Source organism: Natrinema salaciae, from assembly GCF_900110865.1.
Taxonomy (GTDB): Archaea; Halobacteriota; Halobacteria; order Halobacteriales; family Natrialbaceae; genus Natrinema; species Natrinema salaciae.
The window spans coordinates 179,206-203,631 of record NZ_FOFD01000001.1 but is presented as its reverse complement, the minus strand read 5'-3'; the positions used below and the strand labels follow the sequence as shown (position 1 = coordinate 203,631).

26 protein-coding genes are annotated in these 24,426 nt (G+C 66.7%); 12 read left to right on the top strand and 14 right to left on the bottom strand.

The window, feature by feature from the left end:
• The 6 genes from BMX07_RS01055 (at nucleotide 1) to BMX07_RS01030 (ending at nucleotide 6,188) form a co-directional block, all read left to right on the top strand.
• On the top strand, nucleotides 1–768 hold the full coding sequence (locus BMX07_RS01055; protein ID WP_090612181.1) for a mechanosensitive ion channel family protein: 768 nt from the start codon (nucleotides 1–3) through the stop codon (nucleotides 766–768).
• A 545-nt stretch (nucleotides 769–1,313) separates the two neighbouring features.
• On the top strand, nucleotides 1,314–2,540 hold the full coding sequence (locus BMX07_RS01050; RefSeq protein WP_245742018.1) for an urea ABC transporter substrate-binding protein: 1,227 nt from the start codon (nucleotides 1,314–1,316) through the stop codon (nucleotides 2,538–2,540).
• A 70-nt stretch (nucleotides 2,541–2,610) separates the two neighbouring features.
• On the top strand, nucleotides 2,611–3,513 hold the full coding sequence (urtB, locus tag BMX07_RS01045; RefSeq protein ID WP_090612177.1) for an urea ABC transporter, permease protein UrtB: 903 nt from the start codon (nucleotides 2,611–2,613) through the stop codon (nucleotides 3,511–3,513).
• Complete coding sequence (locus BMX07_RS01040) at nucleotides 3,510–4,643, top strand: ABC transporter permease subunit (protein ID WP_090612173.1); 1,134 nt, start codon at nucleotides 3,510–3,512, stop codon at nucleotides 4,641–4,643. The genes urtB and BMX07_RS01040 overlap by 4 nt, the downstream gene beginning before the upstream one ends.
• Before the next feature lie 73 nt (nucleotides 4,644–4,716).
• Nucleotides 4,717–5,493 (top strand): ABC transporter ATP-binding protein, encoded by a 777-nt coding sequence (locus BMX07_RS01035; RefSeq protein ID WP_090612169.1) that lies wholly within the window; start codon nucleotides 4,717–4,719, stop codon nucleotides 5,491–5,493.
• Nucleotides 5,490–6,188 carry an ABC transporter ATP-binding protein gene (locus tag BMX07_RS01030; protein WP_090612166.1) on the top strand — a complete coding sequence of 233 codons (699 nt, stop codon included), beginning with the start codon at nucleotides 5,490–5,492 and terminating at the stop codon, nucleotides 6,186–6,188. The genes BMX07_RS01035 and BMX07_RS01030 overlap by 4 nt, the downstream gene beginning before the upstream one ends.
• Before the next feature lie 120 nt (nucleotides 6,189–6,308).
• Here the strand turns inward: BMX07_RS01030 and BMX07_RS01025 are convergent, their stop codons facing one another.
• Nucleotides 6,309–7,130, bottom strand: coding sequence for a nucleoside phosphorylase (locus BMX07_RS01025; RefSeq protein WP_090612163.1), 822 nt, complete (start codon nucleotides 7,128–7,130; stop codon nucleotides 6,309–6,311).
• A 59-nt stretch (nucleotides 7,131–7,189) separates the two neighbouring features.
• Here BMX07_RS01025 and BMX07_RS01020 point away from each other — a divergent pair, with 59 nt between their 5' ends.
• Nucleotides 7,190–7,624 (top strand): DUF488 family protein, N3 subclade, encoded by a 435-nt coding sequence (locus BMX07_RS01020; RefSeq protein ID WP_090612160.1) that lies wholly within the window; start codon nucleotides 7,190–7,192, stop codon nucleotides 7,622–7,624.
• Between the two features lie 99 nt (nucleotides 7,625–7,723).
• Here the strand turns inward: BMX07_RS01020 and cdd are convergent, their stop codons facing one another.
• The 7 genes from cdd to BMX07_RS00985 form a co-directional block, all read right to left on the bottom strand.
• Nucleotides 7,724–8,143 carry a cytidine deaminase gene (gene cdd / locus BMX07_RS01015; protein WP_245742017.1) on the bottom strand — a complete coding sequence of 140 codons (420 nt, stop codon included), beginning with the start codon at nucleotides 8,141–8,143 and terminating at the stop codon, nucleotides 7,724–7,726.
• Between the two features lie 115 nt (nucleotides 8,144–8,258).
• On the bottom strand, nucleotides 8,259–9,305 hold the full coding sequence (locus BMX07_RS01010; protein WP_090612154.1) for an ABC transporter permease: 1,047 nt from the start codon (nucleotides 9,303–9,305) through the stop codon (nucleotides 8,259–8,261).
• The gene (locus tag BMX07_RS01005; RefSeq protein ID WP_090612151.1) at nucleotides 9,298–10,533 is read right to left on the bottom strand and encodes an ABC transporter permease; all 1,236 of its coding nucleotides are present in this window, start codon (nucleotides 10,531–10,533) and stop codon (nucleotides 9,298–9,300) included. The genes BMX07_RS01010 and BMX07_RS01005 overlap by 8 nt, the downstream gene beginning before the upstream one ends.
• Entirely contained in the window at nucleotides 10,530–12,173 is a 1,644-nt protein-coding gene (locus BMX07_RS01000) for an ABC transporter ATP-binding protein (RefSeq protein WP_090612145.1), read from the bottom strand. Before BMX07_RS01000 ends, BMX07_RS01005 begins: the two co-directional genes overlap by 4 nt.
• Before the next feature lie 4 nt (nucleotides 12,174–12,177).
• Complete coding sequence (locus BMX07_RS00995) at nucleotides 12,178–13,230, bottom strand: BMP family lipoprotein (RefSeq protein ID WP_090612142.1); 1,053 nt, start codon at nucleotides 13,228–13,230, stop codon at nucleotides 12,178–12,180.
• Between the two features lie 121 nt (nucleotides 13,231–13,351).
• A complete protein-coding gene (locus tag BMX07_RS00990; RefSeq protein WP_090612136.1) occupies nucleotides 13,352–14,746 on the bottom strand; it encodes a phosphohexomutase domain-containing protein in 1,395 nt (464 codons plus the stop codon).
• A 78-nt stretch (nucleotides 14,747–14,824) separates the two neighbouring features.
• On the bottom strand, nucleotides 14,825–15,463 hold the full coding sequence (locus BMX07_RS00985) for a MaoC family dehydratase (RefSeq protein ID WP_090612133.1): 639 nt from the start codon (nucleotides 15,461–15,463) through the stop codon (nucleotides 14,825–14,827).
• Nucleotides 15,464–15,729: 266 nt separating this feature from the next.
• Between BMX07_RS00985 and BMX07_RS00980 the strand changes: the two genes are divergently transcribed.
• From BMX07_RS00980 to BMX07_RS00960, 5 genes are all read left to right on the top strand, one after another.
• Nucleotides 15,730–16,050 (top strand): AbrB/MazE/SpoVT family DNA-binding domain-containing protein, encoded by a 321-nt coding sequence (locus BMX07_RS00980; protein WP_090612128.1) that lies wholly within the window; start codon nucleotides 15,730–15,732, stop codon nucleotides 16,048–16,050.
• Nucleotides 16,047–16,532: a hypothetical protein gene (locus tag BMX07_RS00975; protein ID WP_090612123.1), complete on the top strand. Its 486-nt coding sequence runs from the start codon at nucleotides 16,047–16,049 to the stop codon at nucleotides 16,530–16,532. Before BMX07_RS00980 ends, BMX07_RS00975 begins: the two co-directional genes overlap by 4 nt.
• A gap of 42 nt (nucleotides 16,533–16,574) precedes the next feature.
• Nucleotides 16,575–17,120, top strand: coding sequence for a poly(R)-hydroxyalkanoic acid synthase subunit PhaE (locus BMX07_RS00970; RefSeq protein ID WP_090612120.1), 546 nt, complete (start codon nucleotides 16,575–16,577; stop codon nucleotides 17,118–17,120).
• On the top strand, nucleotides 17,117–18,706 hold the full coding sequence (gene phaC, locus BMX07_RS00965; RefSeq protein ID WP_090612116.1) for a class III poly(R)-hydroxyalkanoic acid synthase subunit PhaC: 1,590 nt from the start codon (nucleotides 17,117–17,119) through the stop codon (nucleotides 18,704–18,706). Before BMX07_RS00970 ends, phaC begins: the two co-directional genes overlap by 4 nt.
• 208 nt (nucleotides 18,707–18,914) lie before the next feature.
• Nucleotides 18,915–19,658, top strand: a complete 744-nt coding sequence (locus BMX07_RS00960; RefSeq protein WP_090612112.1) for a beta-ketoacyl-ACP reductase — start codon at nucleotides 18,915–18,917, stop codon at nucleotides 19,656–19,658.
• Nucleotides 19,659–19,733: 75 nt separating this feature from the next.
• Here BMX07_RS00960 and BMX07_RS00955 read toward each other — a convergent pair whose 3' ends face one another.
• The 6 genes from BMX07_RS00955 to aglM all read right to left on the bottom strand — a co-directional run bounded on the left by BMX07_RS00955 (nucleotide 19,734) and on the right by aglM (nucleotide 24,337).
• Complete coding sequence (locus tag BMX07_RS00955) at nucleotides 19,734–20,135, bottom strand: DUF7534 family protein (RefSeq protein ID WP_090612108.1); 402 nt, start codon at nucleotides 20,133–20,135, stop codon at nucleotides 19,734–19,736.
• Nucleotides 20,136–20,233: 98 nt separating this feature from the next.
• Nucleotides 20,234–20,881, bottom strand: a complete 648-nt coding sequence (locus BMX07_RS00950) for a hypothetical protein (RefSeq protein WP_090612105.1) — start codon at nucleotides 20,879–20,881, stop codon at nucleotides 20,234–20,236.
• A 1-nt stretch (nucleotide 20,882) separates the two neighbouring features.
• The gene (locus BMX07_RS00945; RefSeq protein ID WP_090612100.1) at nucleotides 20,883–21,719 is read right to left on the bottom strand and encodes a DUF4330 domain-containing protein; all 837 of its coding nucleotides are present in this window, start codon (nucleotides 21,717–21,719) and stop codon (nucleotides 20,883–20,885) included.
• Between the two features lie 93 nt (nucleotides 21,720–21,812).
• On the bottom strand, nucleotides 21,813–22,301 hold the full coding sequence (locus BMX07_RS00940) for a metal-dependent hydrolase (RefSeq protein ID WP_090612097.1): 489 nt from the start codon (nucleotides 22,299–22,301) through the stop codon (nucleotides 21,813–21,815).
• Complete coding sequence (locus BMX07_RS00935; protein WP_090612094.1) at nucleotides 22,294–22,821, bottom strand: OB-like fold-containing membrane protein; 528 nt, start codon at nucleotides 22,819–22,821, stop codon at nucleotides 22,294–22,296. Before BMX07_RS00935 ends, BMX07_RS00940 begins: the two co-directional genes overlap by 8 nt.
• 232 nt (nucleotides 22,822–23,053) lie before the next feature.
• Entirely contained in the window at nucleotides 23,054–24,337 is a 1,284-nt protein-coding gene (aglM, locus tag BMX07_RS00930; protein WP_090612091.1) for a UDP-glucose 6-dehydrogenase AglM, read from the bottom strand.
• Nucleotides 24,338–24,426: the final 89 nt, after the last annotated feature.

Here is a 24,426-nt window from a genome sequence, read left to right as displayed (position 1 = left end):
ATGGTCGAGTGGCAGCCGCTCCTGAACGAACCGGCCGTCATAGCGGCGGCGGTACTGGCGCTCGGGCTCGTCGTCGGCTACCTCGTCGGCCGCCTCAACGAGGAGTTACTGTCGGCCTCGGGCGTCCCGGAGGCCGTCGAGGGGACGCCGTTCGAGCGGACCGCACAGTCGATCGGCACCTCGACGGTCGAGATCGTCGCGCGGCTGAGTTCGTGGTTCATCTACGGCATCGCGGTGTTGACCGCGATCCACATCGCGCAGCTGCTGGACACGGACGCGTTCTGGCTCCGCGTCACGGAGTTCATCCCGCAGTTGTTTATCGCCGTCCTCGTGCTCATCCTCGGCTTCATCGTCGCGGACAAGTCGGAACTGATCGTCAGCGAGTACCTGCGGGGCGTCAAGCTCCCCGAGGTGTCGGTCATCCCGAAGCTGGTCAAGTACTCCGTGCTGTACGTGACCTTCATCATCGCGCTGGGACAGGTCGGCGTACACGTTCTGGCGCTGTTGATCCTGCTGACGGTGTACGCCGTCGGCATCGTCATCGTCGGCACCGTCGCCTTCAAGGACTTCCTCGTCTCGAGCGCGGCGGGGATCTACCTGCTGCTCAACCAGCCCTACGGGATCGGCGACGAGGTCCGGATCGGCGACCAGACGGGCATCGTCCAGGAGGTCGACCTGTTCGTCACCAAGATCGAGGACGACTCGGAGGAGTACATCGTTCCGAACCGGAAGGTCTTCGAGAACGGGATCGTTCGGATGCGGGACTGAAGGCTGGCTCGGTCGGCAGTTCACGGGCAGCTGTTGGTTCCGATGCAGCCGTCCGCCAAACGGTCGGTTGCGTCCGAACGGACCGACATCTCGAGGCCGTAGCACGATCGCGTTCGCAATACTTCCGCACTCCCGCTCCGAAACGACCATTCGGTAGTGTATTTCTCGAAAAGTGGACAGTCGCCTCGAGTTAAATGAGATATTACGCCGGGGGTGCCCTGTTTGTGCAACGGCCAACGGCGCGTTCGGGAGCGGCGCTGTCACGGCGGCAGCAGCACGAAGAGCGGAGATTCGTTTCGATCAGCCGTCTGTTCGTTCAGCAGGAGTATAAGGTAACGGATGCCCTTCATACTGTGTCACCATCCTTGGCCGTCCTCGGATGATATGGTGGGAAACCTTATATATCACCTCCAATTGCCGAAGTCGTAGGGGAATGGTTGAACATTCAGAACAATTTCGAGCCAAATACAGCACATTAACCGAATTATCCAATCGTCTCTGTAACGGTGGTGATCGTCGTCATGCGTAGCGTCTCTCGACGCTCGATGTTGACGGCCGGCGCCTCGGGCCTCGGCGCCGCGCTGGCCGGCTGTCTGGGATCAGGCGGCTCGGGCGGGCCGACCGTCGGCATTCTCGAGGATCGCTCCGGGAACTTTCAGCTCAACGGGACATCGAAGTGGCAGGCGACGCGGCTCGCCATCGAGGAGATTAACGACGACGGCGGCATCCTCGACGAGGAGATACAGATCGAGGATCCCGATCCCCAATCGGACAACGAACGCTACAAGGAACTGACCGAGCAGATGATCCTCGAGCACGAGGTCGACGCCTTGTGGGCCGGGTACTCGAGTGCGACCCGGGAGGCGATCCGGCCGACGATCAACGAGTACGACCAGCTGTACTTCTACACGACCCAGTACGAGGGTGGGGTGTGCGATAACACGATCTTTCCCGTGGGTGCGACTGCGCGCCAGCAGCTCGGCGCGGTGACGCCGTATCTGGCCGAGGAGTACGGCGAGGACATCTACATCATCGCGGCCGACTACAACTTCGGCCAGTTGTCCGGCGACTGGGTCGACGTCATCGCCCAGGAGAACGGCTACAACATCGTCGGCGAGGAGTACATCCCGCTGGACGAAACCGACTTCTCGTCGGTCATCAATCGGATTCAGGCCGAAGACCCCGACTTCATCATGTCGATGCTGGTCGGGTCCAACCACGAGAACTTCTACGACCAGCGAGACGCCAACGACATGCTGATCCCCATCGGCACCTCCACGACGATGGCGCAGGGCCACGAACACATTCGCTACGACCCGAACGCCTTGACCGACGTCTACGCCGGTGTCAGCTACATGGAGGAACTCGGCGACGAGCGCGACGAGGGGTTCGTCGATGCGTTCTACGATCGATGGCCCGACGCGAACTACCTCAATCAGGAGGCCCAGAACAACTACTTCTCGGTGTACATGTGGCGCGACGCCGTCGAGGAAGCCGGGACCTTCGATCAGGACGAAGTCATCTCGGTGCTCGAGGAGGGCATGGAGATCGACGCGCCCTCGGGCTCGATCGAACTCGACGGTGCGACCCACCATATGACACACAAGATGCGCGTCGCACACGCCGACGAGAATCACGATATCAGCTTCGACGCCGAACAGTTCATCGAACCGACCTTCCTCCGCGAGGAAGTCGAGGGCGGCGCAGGGTGTGACCTCCGCGAGGAGTCCAAACAGACCCAGTACAAGCCCGGCGACGTCTACGACGTATGACGATGACCGAACACAACGCGATCGGCCGTGGCGGTGGTCGTCCGTGACGGCAAGCGGCGCGGCAGGACCGATGGCGGTGTCGCCGGTCTACGACGGGCTGTCCCTGCTGTTTCAGTTCCTGAACACCTTCGGGTTTCTCGTCTTGGTGACGGTCGGACTGGCGGTCATCTTTGGAATGATGGGCATCATCAACCTCGCCCACGGCGAATTCATCCTCATCGGTATCTACGGGACGGCGCTCGCCTACCACGCCGGCGCGCCGCTCCCCCTTGCGATGGTCGCGGGCGTCGCCGTCACGACGGTCTTCGGCGTCGTGGTCGAGCGGGTTATCGTCCGGCATCTCTACGACAGACTGCTGGACTCGATGGTCGCGACGTGGGGGCTCGCCCTCGTGGTCGCGCAACTGCTGCTCATCACCTTCGGGTCCAGCCTCGACAGCATCTCGACGCCGATGGGTAACGTGGCCTACGGGCCGTACACCTCCCCGATCTATCAGAGCGTGTTCCTGCCGGCGGCCGCACTGGCCGTCCTCGGCGGCCTGTACCTCCTGTTCACCCGGACGGAGTTCGGCGTGAAAGCGAGGGCGACCATCGAGGACCCCCAGACGGCGCGCGCGATGGGCGTCGACACCGACCGGATGTATATCGCGACGTTTGCCATCGGATCGGCGCTGGCGGGGTTGACCGGCGCGCTGTACGCTCCGGCCATCGGCGCGATCACGCCCGATCGAGGAAGCACCTTCCTCGTCGAGTCGTTCGTCGCCGTCGTGGTCGGCGGCTCGTCCGTCGTCGTCGGCACGCTGTCCGCATCGACGCTGCTGGGCCTCGTCAACGCGGTGTTCAGCTGGCAACTCGGGACCTTCATCGGGCTGATGGCGATGTTGCTGGTCGCGATCGTCCTGCTCCGACTGCTCCCCGACGGCATCACCGGCTACGTCGAGGACTGGCGTGAACGTCGGAGGGTCGACCGATGAGTCCCGTCGTCGGCTCGCGCGGCTCGAGTGCGGGCATTCTCGACCGGATTCGCGACCGACTCGAGGGGCCGAACACGCTCGGTAACTCCACGCCGTTCTGGGTTGCCTTCGCGGGAGCCGTCGTCGCCCTCGCGGCCTATCCACAGGTCGTGGGGCTGTACGCGATCCTGACCTCCACGAAGTACTTCGCGCTGGCGTTTCTGGCGGTGAGCCTGACGGTGGTCTGGGGCTACTGCGGTGTCCTTAGCTTCGGCCAGGTCGCCTTCTTCGGCATCGCCGCCTACACGTTCGGTATCATCGGCGTGAACGTCTCGACGGCCGCTGGGATCACGGCCGCAGTCGTCGGTGCGGTCGCCGCCGGAACGCTGTTCGCGCTGGTTCTCGGCTACTTCATGTTCTACGGCGGCGTCAGCGACGTCTACGTCACCATCATCACGCTCGTCGTGGCGCTGGTGTTGAACACGTTCATGGCCCAGACCGCCGGCAGCGAGTGGGCGATCGGCGAGGCTCAACTCGGCGGGTTCAATGGGATGCCCGGCATCCCGGACCTCGTTATCGGGGTCGGCGAGACGAGCATCGAACTCGGCGATATCGTCCCGCTGTACTACGCACTGCTGGCGGCACTGGTCGTTACGTATCTCGCGTTGCGCGTCTTCGTCAACAGCCAGTTCGGGATGACGCTCGTCGCCGTCCGCGAGGACGAACAGCGAACCGCCACCTTCGGCTACAACATCGCGTTCGTGAAACTCATCGCGTTCACGATCGGCGGCGCGATCGCGGCCGTCGGCGGCGTCTTCTACGCCGCTTGGGGGAACTACGTCGACCCGACCGTCTTCGGCGTCCAGTTCGCTGCGCTGCCCGTCGTGTGGGCCAGCATCGGCGGCCGCGAGTCGCTGCTCGGAACCATCGGCGCGACGCTGAGTATCGAGCGGATGCGAACCGGGCTGACGGAAGGGATCGGCCCGCTCGGCCCCGAGTGGGCGTTCGTCATCGTCGGCGGCCTGCTGATCACCGTTATCCTGCTCATGCCGGCAGGTGTCGCACCGTTTCTCGACCGAATCGGAACGCGGTTACTCGACCGAGTCGGGGACCGCTCGTCCAGCCGTTCAACGGAGGACGCAGTCGAATGACCGACCATCACATCGACCAGTCGCGAACCGTCGTCAGTTGTCACCGACCACCAACCGTCGGAGGTGACGTGCCGTGAGCACCCCGAGCGATCCGACCGTCCGGATCGAGCCCGCCGTGGCATCGACCGACACCGACCGCGATGCCGTGCTGGTGACGGAGAACCTCACCAAACGCTTCGGCGGCCTGACCGCAGTCGATAGCGTCGACTTCACGGTCGACGAGGGGGAACTGCGCTGTCTCATCGGCCCGAACGGGGCCGGCAAGTCCACGCTGCTCGAGTTGATCACCGGCCAGCTCTCGCCGACTGCGGGGCGGGTCTACTTCGACGGCATCGACCTCACGGACGTGCCGTCACACGAACGGATCGACGCAGGTCTCAGCGTGAAGTTCCAGTCGCCACACATCTACGAAGCCCTCACCGTCGCACAGAACCTGCAGATCCCGCTCCAACGGACCGACCGGGACGACATCCGCTCGGCGGCCCACGAGACCCTCGAGGAGGTCGGCCTCGCCGGCCGTGCCGACGCCCCGGCCGGCGACCTCTCGCACGGGCAACAACAGCGCCTCGAGATCGGGATGGCGACGACCCTCGAGCCGACGCTGATGTTGCTCGACGAACCGGTCGCTGGCATGTCGGTCGAGGAGACCGCGAGCGTCGCCGACCTCATACGGTCGCTCAACGACGACGGGATGACGTTCGTGGTTATCGAACACGACATGGATTTCGTCCGCAAGATCTCCGATCAAGTGACGGTGTTGAATCAGGGGTCGATCTTCCGGCAAGGTGCTATCGAGGAGATCGAGGCGGACGAGGCCGTCCAGCGCATCTACTTGGGTGAAGACGCATGAGCCTCGAGATCACGGATCTCTCCGCCGGCTACGATGGGACGCCGATCCTTCGGGACGTCGACTGCCGCATCGACGAGAGCGAGATTGTCGGGATCATGGGCAAGAACGGTGTCGGCAAGACGACGCTGTTGAAGACGGTGATGGGCCTGCTCGAGCCCGATACCGGCTCGGTTCGGTACCGCGGCGAGGACATCACCGGCCGATCCGCCGACGAGCGCGCGAGTCTGGGCGTCGGCTACGTCCCGCAGGGACGGGACGTCTTCCCCGGACTGACCGTCGAGGAGAACCTTCTGATCGGGGAGAACGTCGGAAGCGGTGACGCGACGCTGTACGATCGCGTCTACGAGTACTTCCCGATCCTGGAGGATCGGGCGACCCAAGACGCCGACACGATGAGTGGCGGCCAACAGCAGATGCTCGCGATCGGTCGTGCGCTCGTCGGCGACCCCGATCTGCTGCTGGTCGACGAGCCCTCGGAGGGCGTCCAGCCCTCTATCGTCCAGTCCATCACTGCCGACCTCGCACGGATCAACGAGGACCTCGGGACGACGATCCTGTTCGTCGAGCAGAACCTCTCGGTCATTCAGACGCTCGCGGACCGCTGCTACGCGATGGACAAGGGACGCATCGTCAACGAACTCGACGAGACGGACCTCGACGATCGCGAGCAGTTAACGGCACACCTCGTGGTGTAATCCGCTCTCGAGTCACTCACGGCGCTCGCTACCGTTGCTTGCGAGGCCGGAGGCTCTGCCTCGACAGTTCCGCATTTCGGCCCCGACGAAAACGAGGGCTCCCGTCCACTCTCCGCCGAGCTACTCGAGCGACAGTCCGGCGTGCCAGCGGTCGACGCCGGCCTCGCGTTTGACGGCGTCCATCTGCGCCAGGAGGTGGGTCGCGAGGGTGGCGGTCTCGGCGGCGCGTGACTCCCCTTCGGTCCTGAACTCGCCGGTTTCGCGGTTGGCGTAGACGGTACAGACCGCGCCGGCGCGGAGGCCGTACAGGTTCGCGAGCGTCAGGATGGCGCTGGCCTCCATCTCGATGTTCTTCACGTTCGCCGCTTTGAGCTCGTCGACCAGCTCGTCCGCGCCGGCGGCCTCGAACCCCTCGAACCCGGGCCGTCCCTGCCCGGCGTAGAACGAGTCTGCACTCATCGTGACGCCGGTGTGATAGTCGTAGTCGAGTCGCTCGGCGGCGGCGACCAGCGCCGACACGACCTCGTAGTCCGCGGCGGCCGGGTAGTCCTCCCGGACGTACGCGTCGCTGGTGCCCTCCTGGCGGACCCCGCCGGTCGTGATCACCAGGTCTCCCACGTCCATCTCGGGCTGGATCGCACCGCAGGAACCGACCCGGATGAACGTCTCCACGCCGACGCGAGCCAGCTCCTCGACGGCGATCGCGGCGGACGGACTGCCGATCCCGGTCGACGTGACGGAGATCGGTGATCCCTCGTAGCTCCCCGTTGCCGTGCGGTACTCCCGGTGGTGTGCGCGGATCTCGTGATCGTCCCAGAAGGCGACGATCTTCTCGAGGCGCTCGGGATTGCCGGGGAGGAGAACCGTGTCGGCCACGTCGTCGGGGCCGACTTCGAGGTGGTACTGGACGTCCGCGTTCGGATCTTCGCTGTCGCGAGCCATTGAACAGCGGGAGTTCGAGTCGACGGTGTTTATAAATGCGGGGCGCGTGTAGCGAGCCCATGGCACGGGGGACGATCGCGGACACCTACGTCGCCGCGATCCAGCACGACCTCGCCGATCTGCCGGCGGACGCGACGCGCGTCGGCGTCGTCCGACGGCCGACGCCGTGGTTCCACGCGGCCGTCGACGAGAATCAGCCCGAACTCGGCCCGCCCGTCGACCTGCTCGAGTCGATGCGCGACGCCGCGGAAGCCATGAAGATGCAGGGGCTCTGCGAGGAGGGGGCCCACAACGCCGCGTGGGACCAGGTCGGGTTCGGCGACGCGTATCGGGAGTACCTCGAGACCGACGACGACGCACGGGCCGCGCTCGCGGCGCTTGCCGACCGGCTGGCCGCCGGCGAGACGCTGGCGCTGGTCTGCTTCGAGAACACCGCCACGAAGCGGTGTCACCGAACGATTCTCAAAGCGGTTCTCGCGGAATCGGACCGATAGACGTCGCCGCGCTCGAGGGGTGCAGTATCGAGCGGCGGCCCCGGCGCGAATCGACTGTCGACCGTCGACCGTCGGGCTTCGGGCGTCGCGGCCCGGCCGTCACTCGAGGGTCTCTTGCGTGATCGTATTCGGCAGCAGTTCGCCGAGCGTGTACTCGGATACGTCGCCGTCACCCTCGTCACAGTGGACGACGAGGTCCGCGTCGCAGAACTCCGTGAGGGTCTGCCGGCACATCCCGCAGGGGGTAACGCCGTCGCGTCGCCCGGAGCTCACGGCGAGACGCGAGAACTCGCGGTGGCCGTTCTTGACCGCTTCGGCGACCGCGACCTCCTCGGCGTGGAGGCTGTTGCTGAAGTTCGCGTTCTCGAGGTTGCAGCCGACGAAGACCTCGCCGTCGGCGGTCTCGAGGGCGGCACCGACCGGATAGTCGGAGTAGGGGACGTGGGCCCGATCTTGAACGTCACGAGCGGCGGCGATGAGATCGCGTTCGGATGCTGAATCGGATTCGCGTTCGGTCACGCCGTCACGTACCGCAAGCGGGTGCAAGAAGGCATCGACCGCTCTCGCGGGCGTCTCCGCCCGTCGACGTTCGACTTGGAACGGTGAGGGGCGAACGAAGCGAGGCGGCTCGAGTTCAGTCCTCGCCGGACTCGTAGTGATCGCCGGCGGCATCGGGCAGGCGGGTGCGGCCGACGAACACGAGGACGACGATGACCGTCATGTGCGGGATGGTGCGGATGAGCTCCGTCGGGATCGCGTAGCCGGCCGACTGGAGCATCGTCTGGGCCGAGTTGAGCCCGGCAAAGAGGAACGAGCCGAGCAGCGCCCCGATCGGGTGGTAGTTCGCGAGCAGGTAGGTCGCGATCGCGATGAACCCGCGGCCGCCGATCGCCGTGTCGCCGCCACCGGCGAACGTCCCGAGGTGGCCCAGCGCGAAGCCGGCACCTCCGAGGCCGGCGAACACGCCCGAGAGGAGCACGGCGGCGTACCGGACTTTCCGGACGTCGACGCCGGCCGTGTCGAGCGCCTTCGGGTTCTCGCCGCTGGCGACGACCCACCGGCCGAAGTTCGTTCGGGAGAGCAGGTACCAGCCGGCGACCGAGCCGACGAGCATGAGGTACACCTGCGGCGGGGTATCGAACAGCAGCGGGCCGACGAGGGGGACCTCCGACAGCACCGGGACAGTCACCTTGCCGAAGCGCGTGACGTTGGTGGTGTTCGTACTGCCGAAGACGATTTGGGAGGCAAACGGTGCCAGACCGAGCGAGATGAGCCAGACCGCGAGTCCCGCGATGATCTGGTCGGCCTCGAACTCGATGCAGACGATCGCGAAGAGAAGGGCGAAGAGGACGCTGACGACCACGCCGATCAGCAGCCCCCACCACAGGTTCGGCAGACCCACCGTCGCGCCGCCGTCGCCGAGCCAGTGGACGGCGGCGATCGAGCTGAAGGCCGAGACGATGAGCAGCCCCTCGATGCCGATGTTGATGACGCCGCTCTTCTCGGCGAAGATCCCGCCGATCGCCGCGAGTGCAATCGGAACGGCGAGCCGGAGCGTCGCCGCCTGCCAGCTCACCGGCGTCACCCAGAGGAAGGCCAGGCCGACGATGGCCGCGCCGACAGCCGATTCGATCGGCCGGCGGGCGAGTCGATCGCGCGTCCCGCCTACCGGGTTACGCATCGGTCTCACCACCGTCACCGCCGTCGGCGCGAGTCGGCCGCGGCGTCTCCGCGGGGCGGAACCGGCGTCCGATCATCCGGAAGAACTCCGGCATCGCGACGAAGAGGATGATGAGTCCCGTCAGGATGCCGATCAGCTCCCGCGGCACGTTGGTCCCCGTCCCGATTGAGCGCGCGCCGCTGTCGAAGACGCCGAACAGGAACGCCGCCGCGCCGACGCCCAGCGGGTTGTTCCCCGCGAGCACCGAGACGGCGATGCCGTCGAACCCGATCGAGGGCACGTTCTTGAGCCAGCGCCCGTGTACCATGAGGACCCAGAACGCGCCGGCGATGCCGCCGAGCGCGCCCGAGAGGGTCATACTCGCGACGGTCATCCGTTTGTCGTCGACGCCGCCGTAGGCGGCGGCCTCGGGCTGGAGGCCGCTCGTCCGCAGTTCGTAGCCAAACGACGTCCGGGCGAACAGCCAGGCGATTCCGATCATGAGCGCGACGGCGAAGGCGAGCGCGAGCAGTGAGAAGTCCATCCGTCCGCCGAACCCGATCACGGGAACGGTCGGAATCTCCGCGTACTCGGGGATGGGTTCGGTCTGGGGGTTGTTGCTGTTCGGATCCTGGAACTGCCAGGACAGTATCGTCGACGTCACGCCAACCGCGACGAAGTTGAGCATGATCGTCGTGATGACCTCGTTGGCGTCGGCGTAGGCCTTCAGCACGCCCGGAATCGCGCCGTAGAGCCCGCCGACGAGCGCGCCCGCGAGGACGCCAAGCGGGATCAGAACGACCGTCCCGACGAACCCGCCGGGGACGACCGCCGCCGCGTAGACGACGGTGACGGCCGTCGCCAGCCCGCCGACGACCAGCTGGCCTTGCGTCCCGATGTTGAGCAGGCCGGCGCGGAACGCCACCGCGACCGACAGCCCCGCGAAGATCAGCAGCGTCGTCTGCTGGAGCGTCGTCGCGAGGCTGTAGTTGGTGAGGGACCAGCCGCCCTCGAGCGGGTGGCCAAGCGCCCCAAGGAACAGCTCGTAGTAGACCTGCATCGGGTTGTAACAGAACGTCCACCCGGCCAGATCGAGGCCGGCCCGACAGGAGGCGAACCCGCCGGAGACGAACACGAGCACGCCGCCGACCAGCACGGCGGCGAACAGCGCCGCGACGCTGATAACGATCCGTTCGAAGACTGACGCCCGAACGAGACGGTCGAGGAGCCGATCGAACTGGGTTTTCACCGGCGATCACCCGCGTTCGGGCTCCCAGCGGCTTCCTGCCCCGGCCGTTGCCCGGCCATGAGCAGGCCGATCTCCTCCTCGGTGACGTCGGCGGGGTCGGTGACGTCGATAAACTCGCCCTCGTAGATGACCGCCAGTCGATCGGAGAGGGCCTGCACTTCGTCGAGGTTCGATGAGACGAGCAGTATCGCGACGCCCTCCCGTCGAAGCTCGAGCAGGCGGTCGTGGATGAACTCGGTCGAGCCGATGTCGACGCCGCGGGTCGGGTGGGTCGCGACGACGAGCGACGGATCGCGCTCGAACTCGCGGCCGACGATGAACTTCTGTTGATTCCCCCCGGAGAACGAGCTGGCGTCGGCGTCGGCGTCCGGCGGCCGGACGTCGTAGGTATTGATTATCTCCTCGGTGTGGGAGCGGACCCCGGTCCAGTCGATCCGCCCGCCGTTGGCGAACCGGGGCGAGCGCTGGCTGCCGAGGACGCCGTTCTCGACGAGGTCGAAGGGCATGACGAGGCCGCGTTCGTGGCGGTCCTCCGGGATGTAGGCCATCCCGTTCTCGATTCGGCGGCGGCGAGACCACTCCGTGATGTCCGTTCCCTCGTAGGCGATGGTGCCCTCGTCAGGCGTCTCGAGGCCGGTGATCGCCTCGACCAGTTCGGCCTGTCCGTTGCCGTCGACGCCCGCGATGCCGAGGATCTCGCCGGCGCGAACGTCGAGATCGATCCCCGAGACCACCTCGACGCCGCGAGCGTCCTCGACGGTGACGCCGTCCGCCGAGAGGACGACCTCGCCCGTCTCGACCGGCTCCGAGTCGGCCTCAAGGAGCACTTCCCGGCCGACCATGCGCTCGGCCAGTTCCTCCCGAGTCGTGCGGTTCGGATCGACCGTCCCGACGGACTCCCCGTCCCGGAGGACGGTGATCGCGTCGGCGGCGTGGGTCGCCTCCTCGAGTTTGTGCGTGATGAAGATGATCGTCTTCCCCTGTGCGGTGAGTTCCTCGAGGACGTCGTAGAGTCCCTCGACCTCCTGGGGCGTGAGGACGGCGGTGGGCTCGTCGAGAATGAGGACGTCAGCGCCGCGGAACAGCGCCTTGAGAATCTCGACGCGCTGCTGGACGCCGACGCTGACGTCTTCGACGGTGGCCCCCGGGTCGACCTCGAAGCCGTACCGATCGCAGAGGTCGCGGATCTCGCGGTCGATCCGCTCGCGGTCGACCGCCATGCCGAACCACTTCGTGGGCTCGTTCCCCAGCGCGATGTTTTCGGCGACCGTCATGGGATCGACCAGCATGAAGTGCTGGTGGATCATGCCGATGCCGGCGTCGATGGCGTCCTGTGGGGAGTCGAACGCGCGTTCCTCGCCGTCGACGACGACCCGTCCTTCCTCGGGCTCGTAGAGTCCGTAGAGGACGTTCATCAGCGTCGTTTTGCCGGCTCCGTTCTCCCCGAGCAGGGCGTGGACGGTCCCCCGTTCGACGCGGAGGTCGACGCCGTCGTTCGCGACGACCCCGGGGAACCGCTTGGTGATGCCGTCGAGGTGGACCGCGAGGTCGCTGCCGGTACTCTCCCCCGCGGCGGCGGTCGAACCCGCCGTCGCGGTCGGTCCCGTCCCGTCAGTCGTTCCCGCTCCCGGCTCGCTCATGCGATTACAGTTCGCTTGGGACGTCTATCTCGCCGTCGATGATCGCCTGTCGAGAGTCCGCGACCTGGTCTTTGATCTCCTGGGGGATCTCGCCGCCGAGCTCGTCGCCGTAGACGTTGGCGACGCCCTCCTGCTCGAGGCTCAGGGTCTCGACCTCGCCGCCCGCGAAGTTGTCGTTGACGACGGACTCGATAGCGGTGTAGACCGCGGTGTCGACGCGCTTGACCATGCTCGCGAGGATGACGTCGGCGAAGTCCGGGTTCGAGCGCGACTGGTCGTCGTCGACGCCGATCGCGAATCGGCCTTCCGCCTGGGCCGCCTGGAAGACGCCGATGCCGGTTCGGCCGGCCGCGTGGAAGACGATATCCGCGTTCTGGTTCTGGTACATCGTTCGGGCGGCCTCCTGCCCGCCGGCGGTGTCGTTGAAGTCGCCGACGTACGACGAGACGACCTCGGCGTCCTCGTTGGCGTACTCGACGCCGGCTTCGAAGCCGGCCTGGAACGACTCGATCAGCTGCGATTCCTGGCCGCCGACGAAGCCGACGACGCTTTCGTCCGGATTCGTCTCGCCGGCACCGGCTGCGAACTCCTCGTCGGTCAACAGGCCCGCGAGGTGGCCGACCTGGAACGAGCCCTCCGGTTCGCCGAACGTGTAGCTCCGAACGTTGTCCTCTTCGACGACGGAGTCGATGATCATGAAGTTCTGGTCGGGGTACTCGGGGGCGTTCCCGGAGAGTGCTTCGGCCTGCGCGAACCCGATGCAGCAGATCAGATCGTAGTCGCCGGACTCGGCGAAGTCGCGCTGCGCGCCGTCGAACTCGCTCGCGGCCTCCGGTTCGGTCTCGTCGAACGAGAGGTCGAACTCGTCCCGGGCGTCGACGACGCCTTGCTTGGCCATGTCGTTGAACGAGTCGTCGTCGAGGCCGCCGGTCGCGTACACCATTCCCACCTGTACGTCGGTGTCCCCTTCGTCGCCGAACCCGCCGACGCAGCCGGCCATGCCGGCGAGCCCGATTGCGGTCGCACCTTTGATAAATTGTCGTCGATCTCGTACCATGACCCGGATTAGGGTAAACATCCGGTATATAGCCGTCGAATCAGCTAAGTCCGAGCAATTTCATGTACCCCGTCATTTTGTGCCACTCCGAGAGCACCGACGGCAGCCACGCCGGCCGCCGTCAGGTCGTCCCCGCGACCGCATCCTCGATGACCGCTCGCGCCTCCCCAACGAGTTCGTCGACGGAATCGCTCTCCGCGTAGAGGCGAACGTACGGCTCCGTCCCGCTCGGACGGACCAGCAGCCACGACGCGTCGTCGAACTCGAGGCGGACGCCGTAGTCCGTATCGACGGTCGCGCCGGGGAACGCCTCGGGGAGGGCAGTCTCGAGGGCGGTCATCGCATCGGTCTTGGCCGCGTCCGGACAGTCGACGCTGACCTTTCGATACGGCCGTTCGGTGACCGGTTCTCGGAGGCGGTCGGTGTCGCCGGCGTCGGCGACGAGTGCGGCGACGACCGCGGCGCTGGTGACCCCGTCGATCCAGCCGCCGAACGCGGTGTGGATGTGCTTCCAGGGTTCGGCGGCGAAGACGATCGCGGTGTCGTCGTCGCCGGCGGCGCGTTCTCGCGCGATCCCCTCGTGTAGCGCCCCGAGTCGGACGCGTTCGACCCGGCCGCCGGCCGCGCGGACCCGCTCGTCGATGCGCGCGGAGGCGTTGGGCGTGGTGACGACGACGGGATCGGCGGCGTCGCTATCGGCCGTGTACCGGGCCGCGACCACGGCGAGGACGGTGTCCTCGTGGATCACCTCGCCGTCGGGGTCGAGGACGACGAGGCGGTCGGCGTCGCCGTCGTGGGCGAGGCCGAGATCGAAATCGCCATCGACGAGGAACTCGGTGAACTCCGAGAGCGTCTCGGGGGTCGGCTTGCTCGGGCGGCCGGGGAAGTGGCCGTCGACGGACGCGTTGATCGCCACGGTCGTCGCACCGAGGCGCTCCAGGACCTGCGGCGTCGCGAGCGCGCCGACGCCGTTCCCGCAGTCGACGGCGATCCGGAGTCCCTCGAGAGGACCGGCCGCCGACGCCTCGTCTTCGGCGGTCCGATCGCGGAACCGCGATCGAACGTAGGATTCGACGGCGTCGCGATATCGGTCGAGCACCCCGAGGCGCTCGCCCTCGCCCCACTGGTCCCAGCGGGCGAGCCGCGAGCCGCCGCTCGTCACGCGGTCGTCGATGACACGTTCGGCGTCGCGGTCGTACTCGACGCCGTCCGCGAAGAGTTTGATGCCGTTGTCCGCGGGCGGATTGTGACTCGCGGTGAGCATCACGCCCCGCCGCCCCCGCGAGGCGAACGCGAGCGCGGGCGTCGGCACCTGTCCTACGCGCCGAACGTCGGCGCCGGCGCTCTCGAGGCCGGCTTCCATCGCGGCGGCGAGCGCCTGTCCCGTCTCTCGACCGTCCCGGCCGACGACGAACGTTTCCCCGGGTTCACCGGCGGCCTGTCCGACGGCGAGGGCGAGCGAGGGAGAGACGTCCTCGACCGGACCGCGGATTCCTGCAGTTCCGAAGAGACCCATACGGGCCCGTTCCGGGAGCAGGTACTTAGCGACGTTGCAACCGCGTCGTCCAACTCCGGCGGGGGGACGGGAAAACAGCTATTCGGCGGGGAGATCGTCGATCAGCACGACGGCCTCGCCGTCGATGACCGTCGCGTCGTCGTCTTCGTCGCGGACGACCGTCTCGAGGCGGTACTGATCGTTTCCGAGGTTCTCGACGATTTCGACGCGGGCCGAGACCCGGTCGCCGACGCCGACGGGGCCGCTGAACTCGAGGTCCTGCGAGAGGTAGATGGTGAGTCCGGGGAGCCGGGCGAGGGCGGCGCTGATGAGCCCGGAGACGAGCGTTCCGTGGACGATGCGCTCGCCGAAGCGGGTGTCGGCCGCGAAGGCGTCGTCGAGGTGGAGTCGGTTCGTGTCGCCGCTGACCGCGGCGAACGCCCGGACGTCCTCGTCGGTCAGCGCCTTCTCGAAGGTCACGGTGTCGCCGACGTTGATGTGGTCGGGATCGTCGACGGTGCGATCGAACTGCCAGTCGAGGTTGGAGTAGTCGACCGACGGGATCGGCGGGGCGGTCCGCTCGCCCGCCGAACCGTCGTCGGTGGCAGCGGGCGGAAGCATCGCCGAAACGGCCGCTCGATTCGCCGCGGTCGCAGTTCGCAGGAACCCTCGCGTCATGGTCGACCACGCGTCCGCCATGGCCGCGAAGTTGTCTCCCCCAGCGTTCTGGTGTGGCATCTACCGGCGGCTTAGTGTGGGACGTATATGACTTCTTTGGCTGCCCTAACAGCCGTTTACTGACGAATAGCCGGAGTAATATGGGATTAGAGCGCCTCTCGGGCGGGATTCGTGACAGACGACTCGAGAGTCAGGGTCGTCGGTCTGTCGATCGTGACAGTCATCGCACCCGTACAACGGGTTCATGATCCAACTGACACCACCTCTTGCCACTAGATGGTAGATAGTGGAAAGGCTTATTATGTTCACGAGCCAAGGTACTGTTGATGACGGACGACTCCGACCGATCGCTCTGGTTCCCGCCTTCGATGTTCACCGAGCAGATGCAGGAAGCGGGCGAGCAGGTCGCCGAATCCCAGCAGGAGATGATGAAACAGTTGCTGCAGGCCACGTCGGCCAACCCGCTCGAGAACACGTCGGCCTTCGGGCCGATGAACATGGGCACGGCGACGTTCAAGGCCCGCGTTCAGAGCGGCGGTCGGATCAGCATTCCCGGCCCCGAACGGGAAGCCCTCGACATCGAGGAGGGCGATATCGTCCAGACGATCGTCGTCCCCGTCAAACGCAACCGAGAGGAGCAATCATGACACAGAACCCATTCACCGCAGTCTTCGACGCACAGCGCACCGCAATCGAACAGAGCCAGTCGCTCACCCACGACGCCCTCGAGGCCCAGCGGAGCTCGATCAGCGCCTTCGCCGACGCCGTCGAGACCTCGAGCGCGCTCGCCGAGTCCAACGCCGAACTGACCAAGGGCGCCGTCCACGCCTACTTCGACGCCCTCGAGGCCTCGATGCCCGAGGAAGCGGCCGACTTCGACGAACTCCGCGAGCTCGTCGACGACGGCTTCGACTCGGCCACCGAGGCCCAGTCGCAGTCGATCGACGCCTACCTCGACGCGCTCGAGGAGTCGGAAGTCGCCTACGAGGAGTTCGCCCGGAGCTACTCCGAGGTCGTCGACACGTCCTTCGACGCGGCCCTCCAGGCGCACGAGCAGGTCGAAGAGAACGTCGGCGCCGTCGCCGAAAACGTCGAAGAGGCCGCCGACGAGTTCGACGTCTCGGCGTAGAGCCGGCCGCAGCTTTTTACACGTCACCGTCAATTTTTACCCATGTCAGACTCACAACCCGAGGCGCAGAACTGGAACGCGTTCGTCGAACAGTGGAACGAGCAATTCCTCGAGGCGCTCGAGGACAATATGGAAGCGCAGGCCCAGTTCGTCGAGAGCTGGTCGGAGACCGTCGGCGAGGTCAGCGAGGACACCGAGCTCTCCGACGGCGTCGAGGGCTACGCCCGCGCCTACGAGACGTGGATGACCGCCTCCCAGCAGATGGTCGAGCGGATGAACGATCAGCTCGAGGGTGAGGAGGTCGACATCGAGGAGTTCCGCGACATCTGGCTCAACACGGCCAACGAGGCGTTCAAAGACATCATGTCGACGACCGCGTTCGCGAAGATGACCGGCGAGACGGTCGGCGACGTCCTCGAACTCCAGCAGCAGGCCGACGAGGCCGCACAGGAGACGCTCCGCTCGCTCGGCTTCGCCACGCAGGACGACGTCGTCGAGATCGGTGACCGCCTCGTCGAACTCGAGCGCCGCCAGCACGCCGTCGAAGAGAAACTCGATCGCGTTCTCGACCACCTAGACGAGCAATGAACAACCCATTCGCAACCGCGCTGAACATGCAACGGCAAGCCTGGGAGGCGACCGCCGACCTCGCCGACAAGACCCAGGTCGCTCCCGAGCGCACCGAAACCGTCGAGAACATCGACGTTGGACAGACGCCCAGCGAGGTCGTCTACGCGGAGAACAAGCTCCGGCTCCTCCACTACGAGCCGATGACGGAGGAGCAATACGACATCCCCATCCTCGTCGTCTACGCGCTGATCAACAAGCCGTACATCCTCGACCTCCAGCCCGACCGATCGGTGGTCCAGACGCTGCTCGAGGCCGGCTTCGACGTCTACCTGATCGACTGGGGCGAGCCCTCGAAACTCGACCGGTCGCTGTCGCTGGACGACTACGTCAACCGGTACATCGACAACTGCGTCGACGTCGTCCGGGAACGGTCCGGGCAGGACTCGATCAACATTCTCGGCTACTGCATGGGCGGCACGAAGTCGGCCATGTACGCCTCGCTGTACCCCGAGAAGGTCGAGAACCTGGCGCTGATGGCAGCCGGCCTCTGTTTCGCCGGCGACGGCGGGGTCCTCGAGCTCTGGGGCGGGGAGGAGTACTACGATCCCGAAGTGGTCACCGAGACGTTCGACAACGTCCCTGCCGGATTCCTGGACGTCGGCTTCGCGCTGATGGACCCCGTCGCGAACAACGTGACGAAGTACGTCCGGTTCTACGACAACATGGAGGACGAGGACTTCGTCGAGAACTTCGCCCGCATGGAGCGGTGGCTCGACGAGGGCATCGACATGGCCGGCGAGGCCTACGAGGAGTTCATCCGCGACATCTACCAGGAGAACAAGCTCTACGAGAACGAGCTCTATCTGGGCGACGAGCACGTCGACCTCGAGAACATCGACATGCCCGTCCTCCAGATCGTCGCCGAGTACGACCACCTCATCCCGCCGGAAGCCTCCAAACCGTTCAACGACGTGATCGCCTCCGAGGACACCGACATCCTCGAGTTCGCGACGGGACACATCGGCATGTCGGTCTCCTCGCGGAGTCACGCCGACCTCTGGCCGCAGGTCTGTGACTGGTTCGAGGAGCGGTCGAACGGAACCGACGTCGAGTCCGAGTCCGCGACGCCGGCACCCGAGGAGTCGGACGCCGCGCTCGCCGCGGACATCGCCGGCGACGAGACGGGAGCGGAAGACCTCGCGAACGGCGGAACGAGCGTCGAGACCGGGTCCGATACCGAGACGGATACCGATCTCGACGCCCAGACGAGCGACCACCACGGCGAAGATCGCTCCGCGGACGAGATCGTCGAGCGCGGCGAGGCCGACGTGCAGGAGGAACCCGCGGAGCCCGGCGAGATGGCCGTCGACGAGGACGTCGTCGAGGAAGTGGCCGGCGACGACGCCGCGTCGGAGATCGAGTCCGACGCCGACGACCTCACCGAACTGACGGGGATCGGGCAGGCGTACGCCGAGGACCTCGCCGCAGCCGGTATCGACACGTTCGACCAGCTCGTCGCGGCCGACGTCGCCGAACTCGCCGCCGAGACGGGCATCGCTCCGAGCCGGATCGACGACTGGATCGACCAGGCTCGGGACCGCTAGCGGTCGTGGCGGCTTCGACTCCGCGCCGGTTCTCACTCCGTCCAGTGGTTCCGACCAGTTCGGGCAGCGCAGCGGTGAATCGCCGAGCCGGCGGTGCAACGATCGCGTAGCACCGCAGCGCACCGGCCGGCAGTCGGGTTATTATCCAGTTTATCGTACCGATAACTAACAGGTCGTTATTTACCATCGGACGTTGAATGTGTGATTCATGTCCATGGATGGTCGTACCTGTGTTATCACGGGCTCGGCTCGGGGTATCGGCCGGGGTATCGCCGAGTACCTCGGTGAGGAAGGTGCAAACGTCGTGATCAACTACCGATCGTCGGAAGGCGACGCCTACGAGGCCGTCGATACCATCGAGTCGGCCGGCGGCTCGGCCGTCGCAGCACAGGCCGACGTCTCCGACCGGGCGGAAGTCGAGCAGATGGTCGACGTCTGTCACGAGGCCTTCGGCCAGGTCGACGTCCTCGTGAACAACGCCGGCATCACGGCCGACAAGCAGTTCACCGAAATGTCCCCCGAGGAGTGGAACCGCGTCATGGACGTCAACCTCGGCGGCATGTTCAACTGCACCCAACTGTTCTACGACGACATCTGGAACGCGGAGGAGGGCCGGCTGATCAACATCTCGAGCGTCGTCGGCAAACAGGGCAACTACGGACAGGCCAACTACGCCGCCGCGAAGAGCGGCATGTTCGGTTTCACGCGAACGATCGCCCTCGAACTCGCCAAGGGCGGCTCGACGGCTAACTGCGTCGCCCCCGGCTTCACCGCGACCGACATGCTCGATAGCGTCCCCGACAAGGTCCTCGACCGGATCATCGCGGGCATCCCGCTCGAGCGGCTGGCGGAAGTCGAGGACATCGCCGCAGTCGTCCGGTTCCTCGCGAGCAAGGACTCGTCGTACGTGACCGGGGAAGTGATCGACGTCAACGGCGGGATGGACCTGTAGAGCCGCCGTCATCGGTTTTCGTCGCGCCCGGCTCGAGACGACCCGTGTGAGCGACGGCCACGGCGGTACCGCCGGTCACGTGCCGAGCGCTCGCCAGCCGGGCTCGTAACAGACGAGGTACGCCGCGGGAACGGCGACGATCAGCAGCGGCATCGTATAGAGCGCCTGGGTGAACGGGTCCGGCGGTGAGACGAGCGCCGAGCCGATGACCGCGGTCATCCCGCCGATTCCGACCGCGCCGAGCACCCGCTCGAGCGGGCCGGCCGGTTCGCGACGGGCGGGGAGACGCGTCCGGTACACCGCGTACGCCGGGATGGCGATCGGGAGCAAGAGGAACAGCCAGACACCCCACCCGAAGGCGCTCGACCCACGAGCGGCGGCGTCAGCCCTGATCGCGTAGCAGAGACAGAGCCCCGACGCCAGTACGACGAGGACCCAACTGAGCCCGAGTATCGCCCACGGCCCAACTTCGTTCATTCACCGGTACTACTCACTCCGTAGGCTATTAATTTTACTAACTCGAGCATCCGACGATCCTGAGAAACGGTCGCGCTCGTCCACTCTCGAGCAGCGAGTCAGGGCTCGGTCTCGTCGTTCGTCGTCTCCGCGGCGGCCGATTCCTCGAGCGCACCCGTTCTGTTCGCCGCCCCCGGTCCGTCCGTCTCCGAAGCACGACCCGAGTCGGGCGGTTCGGGCGGCTCGAGCGCCGCCGCGAGGAGCGCCACCGGACGGCTCTCGAGCAGCGCCGACAGGGAGCGCGTCGACCGGAGCGCGGCGGCCGACAGGACGGCCGCGAGGACGTGACCGGCGAACAGCGCGATCGAGAGCGATCCCACCAGCGTGAGCGCGAGCAGCGACGGCGGCACGCAGGCGAGGCCGACAGCGCCAAGCGTTCGGATCGGGTGCGCGCGGACGGCCTCGGCGGTCGCCGAAACGACCGATTCGGTCCGCGACCGTGCGTACCCGTCCTCGAGCGCGTCTCCCGTCGCCTCGAGGAGTCGGACGATCGGTCCGACGGTGTACGTGTCCCGGAGATCGATCACGATGACGTCCGGCTCGGGCTCTGCCGTCAGCCACCGGTAACAGTACGACGCGCGAACGTACCGGCCGACCGCGGTCCCGAACGTGCGGAGCCCGCTGGCTTCGAACGCGGTCTCGGCTCGGTCGGGGAGCGATTCGAGGAACCGAACGGCCGTCGACCCCTCGAGTGCGGCTCGCAACATCCTAGTCGGTCCCGTCGGTCGGCTCCGACGGCCCGCGGCGGATCAGTTCACCGCCGACGTCGTAGCGCTCGGTCCGGAGCGTGATCCGGGAGCCGGTACTGAGCGCCCGTCCGCCGAACGTCTTCGTTCCGGCCCGATCGATCGTCACGAGGTCGGCCTCGAGTTCGACGGCCGTCTTCGACGAGTTCTCCAGGTCGGTCGTCGCGACGTCGGTCACGGTCGCGACGGTCCGCCCGGCGAATCGATACTCGTCGCCGGTTTCGATCGCGTCGGCCGTCGTCGCCGACACGTTGGACTCGAGGTGGACGGTCGTTCGCGCGGTCGGGAGGGTCGTTCCGTCGTCCTCGAGCTGGTGGACGGTCCCCCGCAGTTCGTAGTCGGCCGTGTCGATCGTCACGTCGCCGCCGATCCGAACGGACCGATCGCCGAGCTGGAACGCCGTTTCGTTGCCGCCTTCCGGGGGATACTCGCCGTCGATACGGGCGCGGACGACGACGTGTCCCTCGTCACCGCCGCTCGTCGGAGTGGTGTAGACGTCGGTGACCGTCAGGTTGTGTCCGTCCGCGTCGACCACCGCACGGTCGCCGTCGGCGATGGCCGCCGCGAGGTAATCGGGTTGCGTTCCGAGATCGATCGTCGCGTATCGGGTCGCCGGTTGGCTGTCGTCCCCGGTTTCGTTGGTCGACGAGCCCTCGGGAGCAGCGGCTCCGTTTCCGTCGCCGAGGACCCCGACGACGGCGACACCCGCGATCAGTACGGCCACGACCAGACACACTGCGAGTGCGTCGATGACGTTGACGACGCCGAAGAGGTTCCCCTCGTCGTCGATCAGCGGCATCGCTTCCTCCGGACGTTCATGCGGGAGGGAGCCGGTTCCGGGACCATAGGTGTTGTCATGTCGGCGCTTTCCCGGTCGCGGTCGCCATCGGTTTCAACGCGTTCGGACCGCATATCGGTCGATCGCGACCACCACGACCGCGATCGAGATGGCGACCGCGAGAACCGCCGGATCGGACGAGACGTAGAGGCTCGGCGTGGGATGGCGGACCCACGCGAACGGGTACAGCCACATCCCGGCGGCCCCGTCGGCGTAGGCCTTGACGGCGTCGACGAGGAGGTGCGAGAGCGCACCCGCGAGCAGGGCGACGAACGCCCGTCGATGCCGGTCGGCGACGACCATCGCACCGATCCCGGCGAGGACGATGGCACCGCCGAGGGTCGCCAGTCCGTCGAGGTCGAACGGCATCCCGAGGGCCGCCTCGAGTGTCCCGTTGCCGACGAGCAGGGTACCCCGATTCAGATCCGGGAGGATCGCACCGATCATCACCACGGCGGTCCAGCGGCTCGGGATCGGCCGGTACCAGCCCGCGACCGTACAGCCCGCGTACGCGAGGAGGACGTGCGAGAGGAGGTCAGCCACGGTGGTCCACCTCGTCGGCCTCTGGGTCGGCGTCGACGGCTCTCGGTCCGACGGCGAGCGATCGGCCGTTCACGCGCCACTGCCGGAGGAAGTACCCCACCGCCAAGCAGAGGCCGACGACCGACGCCCCGAGTTTGAACGCGGTCGCCGACCGATCGCGGTTCACGACCACCGTTTCCGCCGCGCGCATCGTGGTCTCGGACTCGAGCACGCCGTAGACCTGCACGACGCCGCCCGGTTCGACCCGCTCGTCGACGCCGCTGACCGCGAGTTCGGCCGCGACCGCGTCGCTGTTGTCGACGACGTGGATGGTGATCACGTCGGCGTCGGCATCGACGCTTCGGACCTCGCCGAACAGGAGCACGCGGTCGCCGACGAACGCCTCGACCCCCCGTTCCTGGAGCTGCTCGCCGGTCGGATGCGGCCAGTTGTCGTCGTGGGTCGCGCCGTAGTGGACGCAGAGTCCACCGAGCGCGACGAGCAAGACGGCGACGACCGCGACCCTCCTCGAGAGACGCATCTGTTCTTCTCTTTCGGCGGAGGGGTTTGATCGTATCGGCCCCGTCGCGGCGTCGGTATCGCACCCGGACCGACCGCCGTCGATACGTGCGGCCGGAACGGCGCTGACGTCCGTTCCTCGCCGCCCGGAATAGTAAGGCAGCGGCTGCGTCGCCGCAAAGGGACGAGTACTCGGCAGCGAACCGTCCGATCCCGCCCTCGTCGGGCCACGATCACCGACTACGGCACGCCGCCTAGTACGTCAGCCCCTCGTACGTGATCCCCTCGCGGCGTTCGACGATTCGTCGCCCGTCGACGACGACGGCCTCGTTCATCGCGTCGAACTCGTCGTCGAGCGCCGCGAACTCGTCCCAGTCCGTGACCACGACCGCGCCGTCGCTTCCGTCCAGCGCGCCTTCGGCAGCGTTCGCGTAGTCGATATCGGGGACCCGGGCCCGCATCGCCTCGATCGCGACCGGGTCGTACGCGACGACGTCGGCACCGCGCTCTCGGAGCCCCTCGATCACGGGAATCGCTCGCGAGTTCCTGACGTCGTCCGTTCGGGGCTTGAACGACAGGCCGAGGACGGCGATCCGCGCCCCGTCGAGCGCGACGTGGTCCTCGAGCAGGTCGATCATCCGGGCGGGTTGTCGATCGTTGATCTCGACGGCGGCCTCGAGCATCGCGGGCTCGTAACCGCCCTCGCGAGCGGCGGCTCGGATGGCGTCCACGTCCTTGGGGAAACAGGAGCCGCCCCAGCCGACCCCGCTGCGGAGGAACTGGTCCGAGATGCGGTCGTCGAGACCGACGGCGTCCATCACCTCGTACGCGTCCAGGCCGAACTCCTTGCAGATATTTCCGAGATCGTTGACCAGGCTGATCTTCGCGGCGAGGAAGGCGTTGTTCGCGTACTTGATCATCGCGGCCGTCTGCGGGTCGGTGTCGATCACCGGCGTCTCGGCGTCGAGCACCGGCTCGAACACCGCGGCCAGCCGGTCCGTCGCCCACGCGGAGCGGGTCCCGAAGACGACCTTGTCCGGGTTCCGGAAGTCGGCGACCGCGCTTCCCTCCCTGAGGAACTCGGGGTTCGTACCGACTTCCACGGCGTCGTTGCCGTCGGCACCGGCGCGGATCGCCGGCTCGAGCACGTCCGGAATGCTCGGCGGCGTCACGGTACTCTTGACGACGACGAGGTGCCGGTCCGATTTTCTGGCGAGCGCCTCGCCCGTCGCTCCCGCGGCCCCTTCCAGCGCGGTGAGATCGATGCTCCCGTCCTCGTTCGAGGGCGTGCCGATCGCCAGGAACGTCACGTCCGATTCGGGGACGGCGTCGTAAGACGTCGTCGCCGTGAGCCGATCACCGGCGTGGGTCTCGAGGAGGTCGTCCAACCCGGGTTCGGCGATCGGTGCCCGCCCGTCGTTGAGCGCCGCGACGATCTCCTCGTCGATATCGATCGCGGTCACCTCGTGCCCGAACGCCGCGAAACAGGCGGCGATCGTCGTGCCGACGTAGCCGCTCCCGATGACCGTAACGTGCATTATCCGAATCAGGCGCGATCCGCGCAGATTATCCTTGCGGTCACCGGTCACGCCGCTCTCGGCCGACCGTTCGGTTCCGCGTCGGGGCC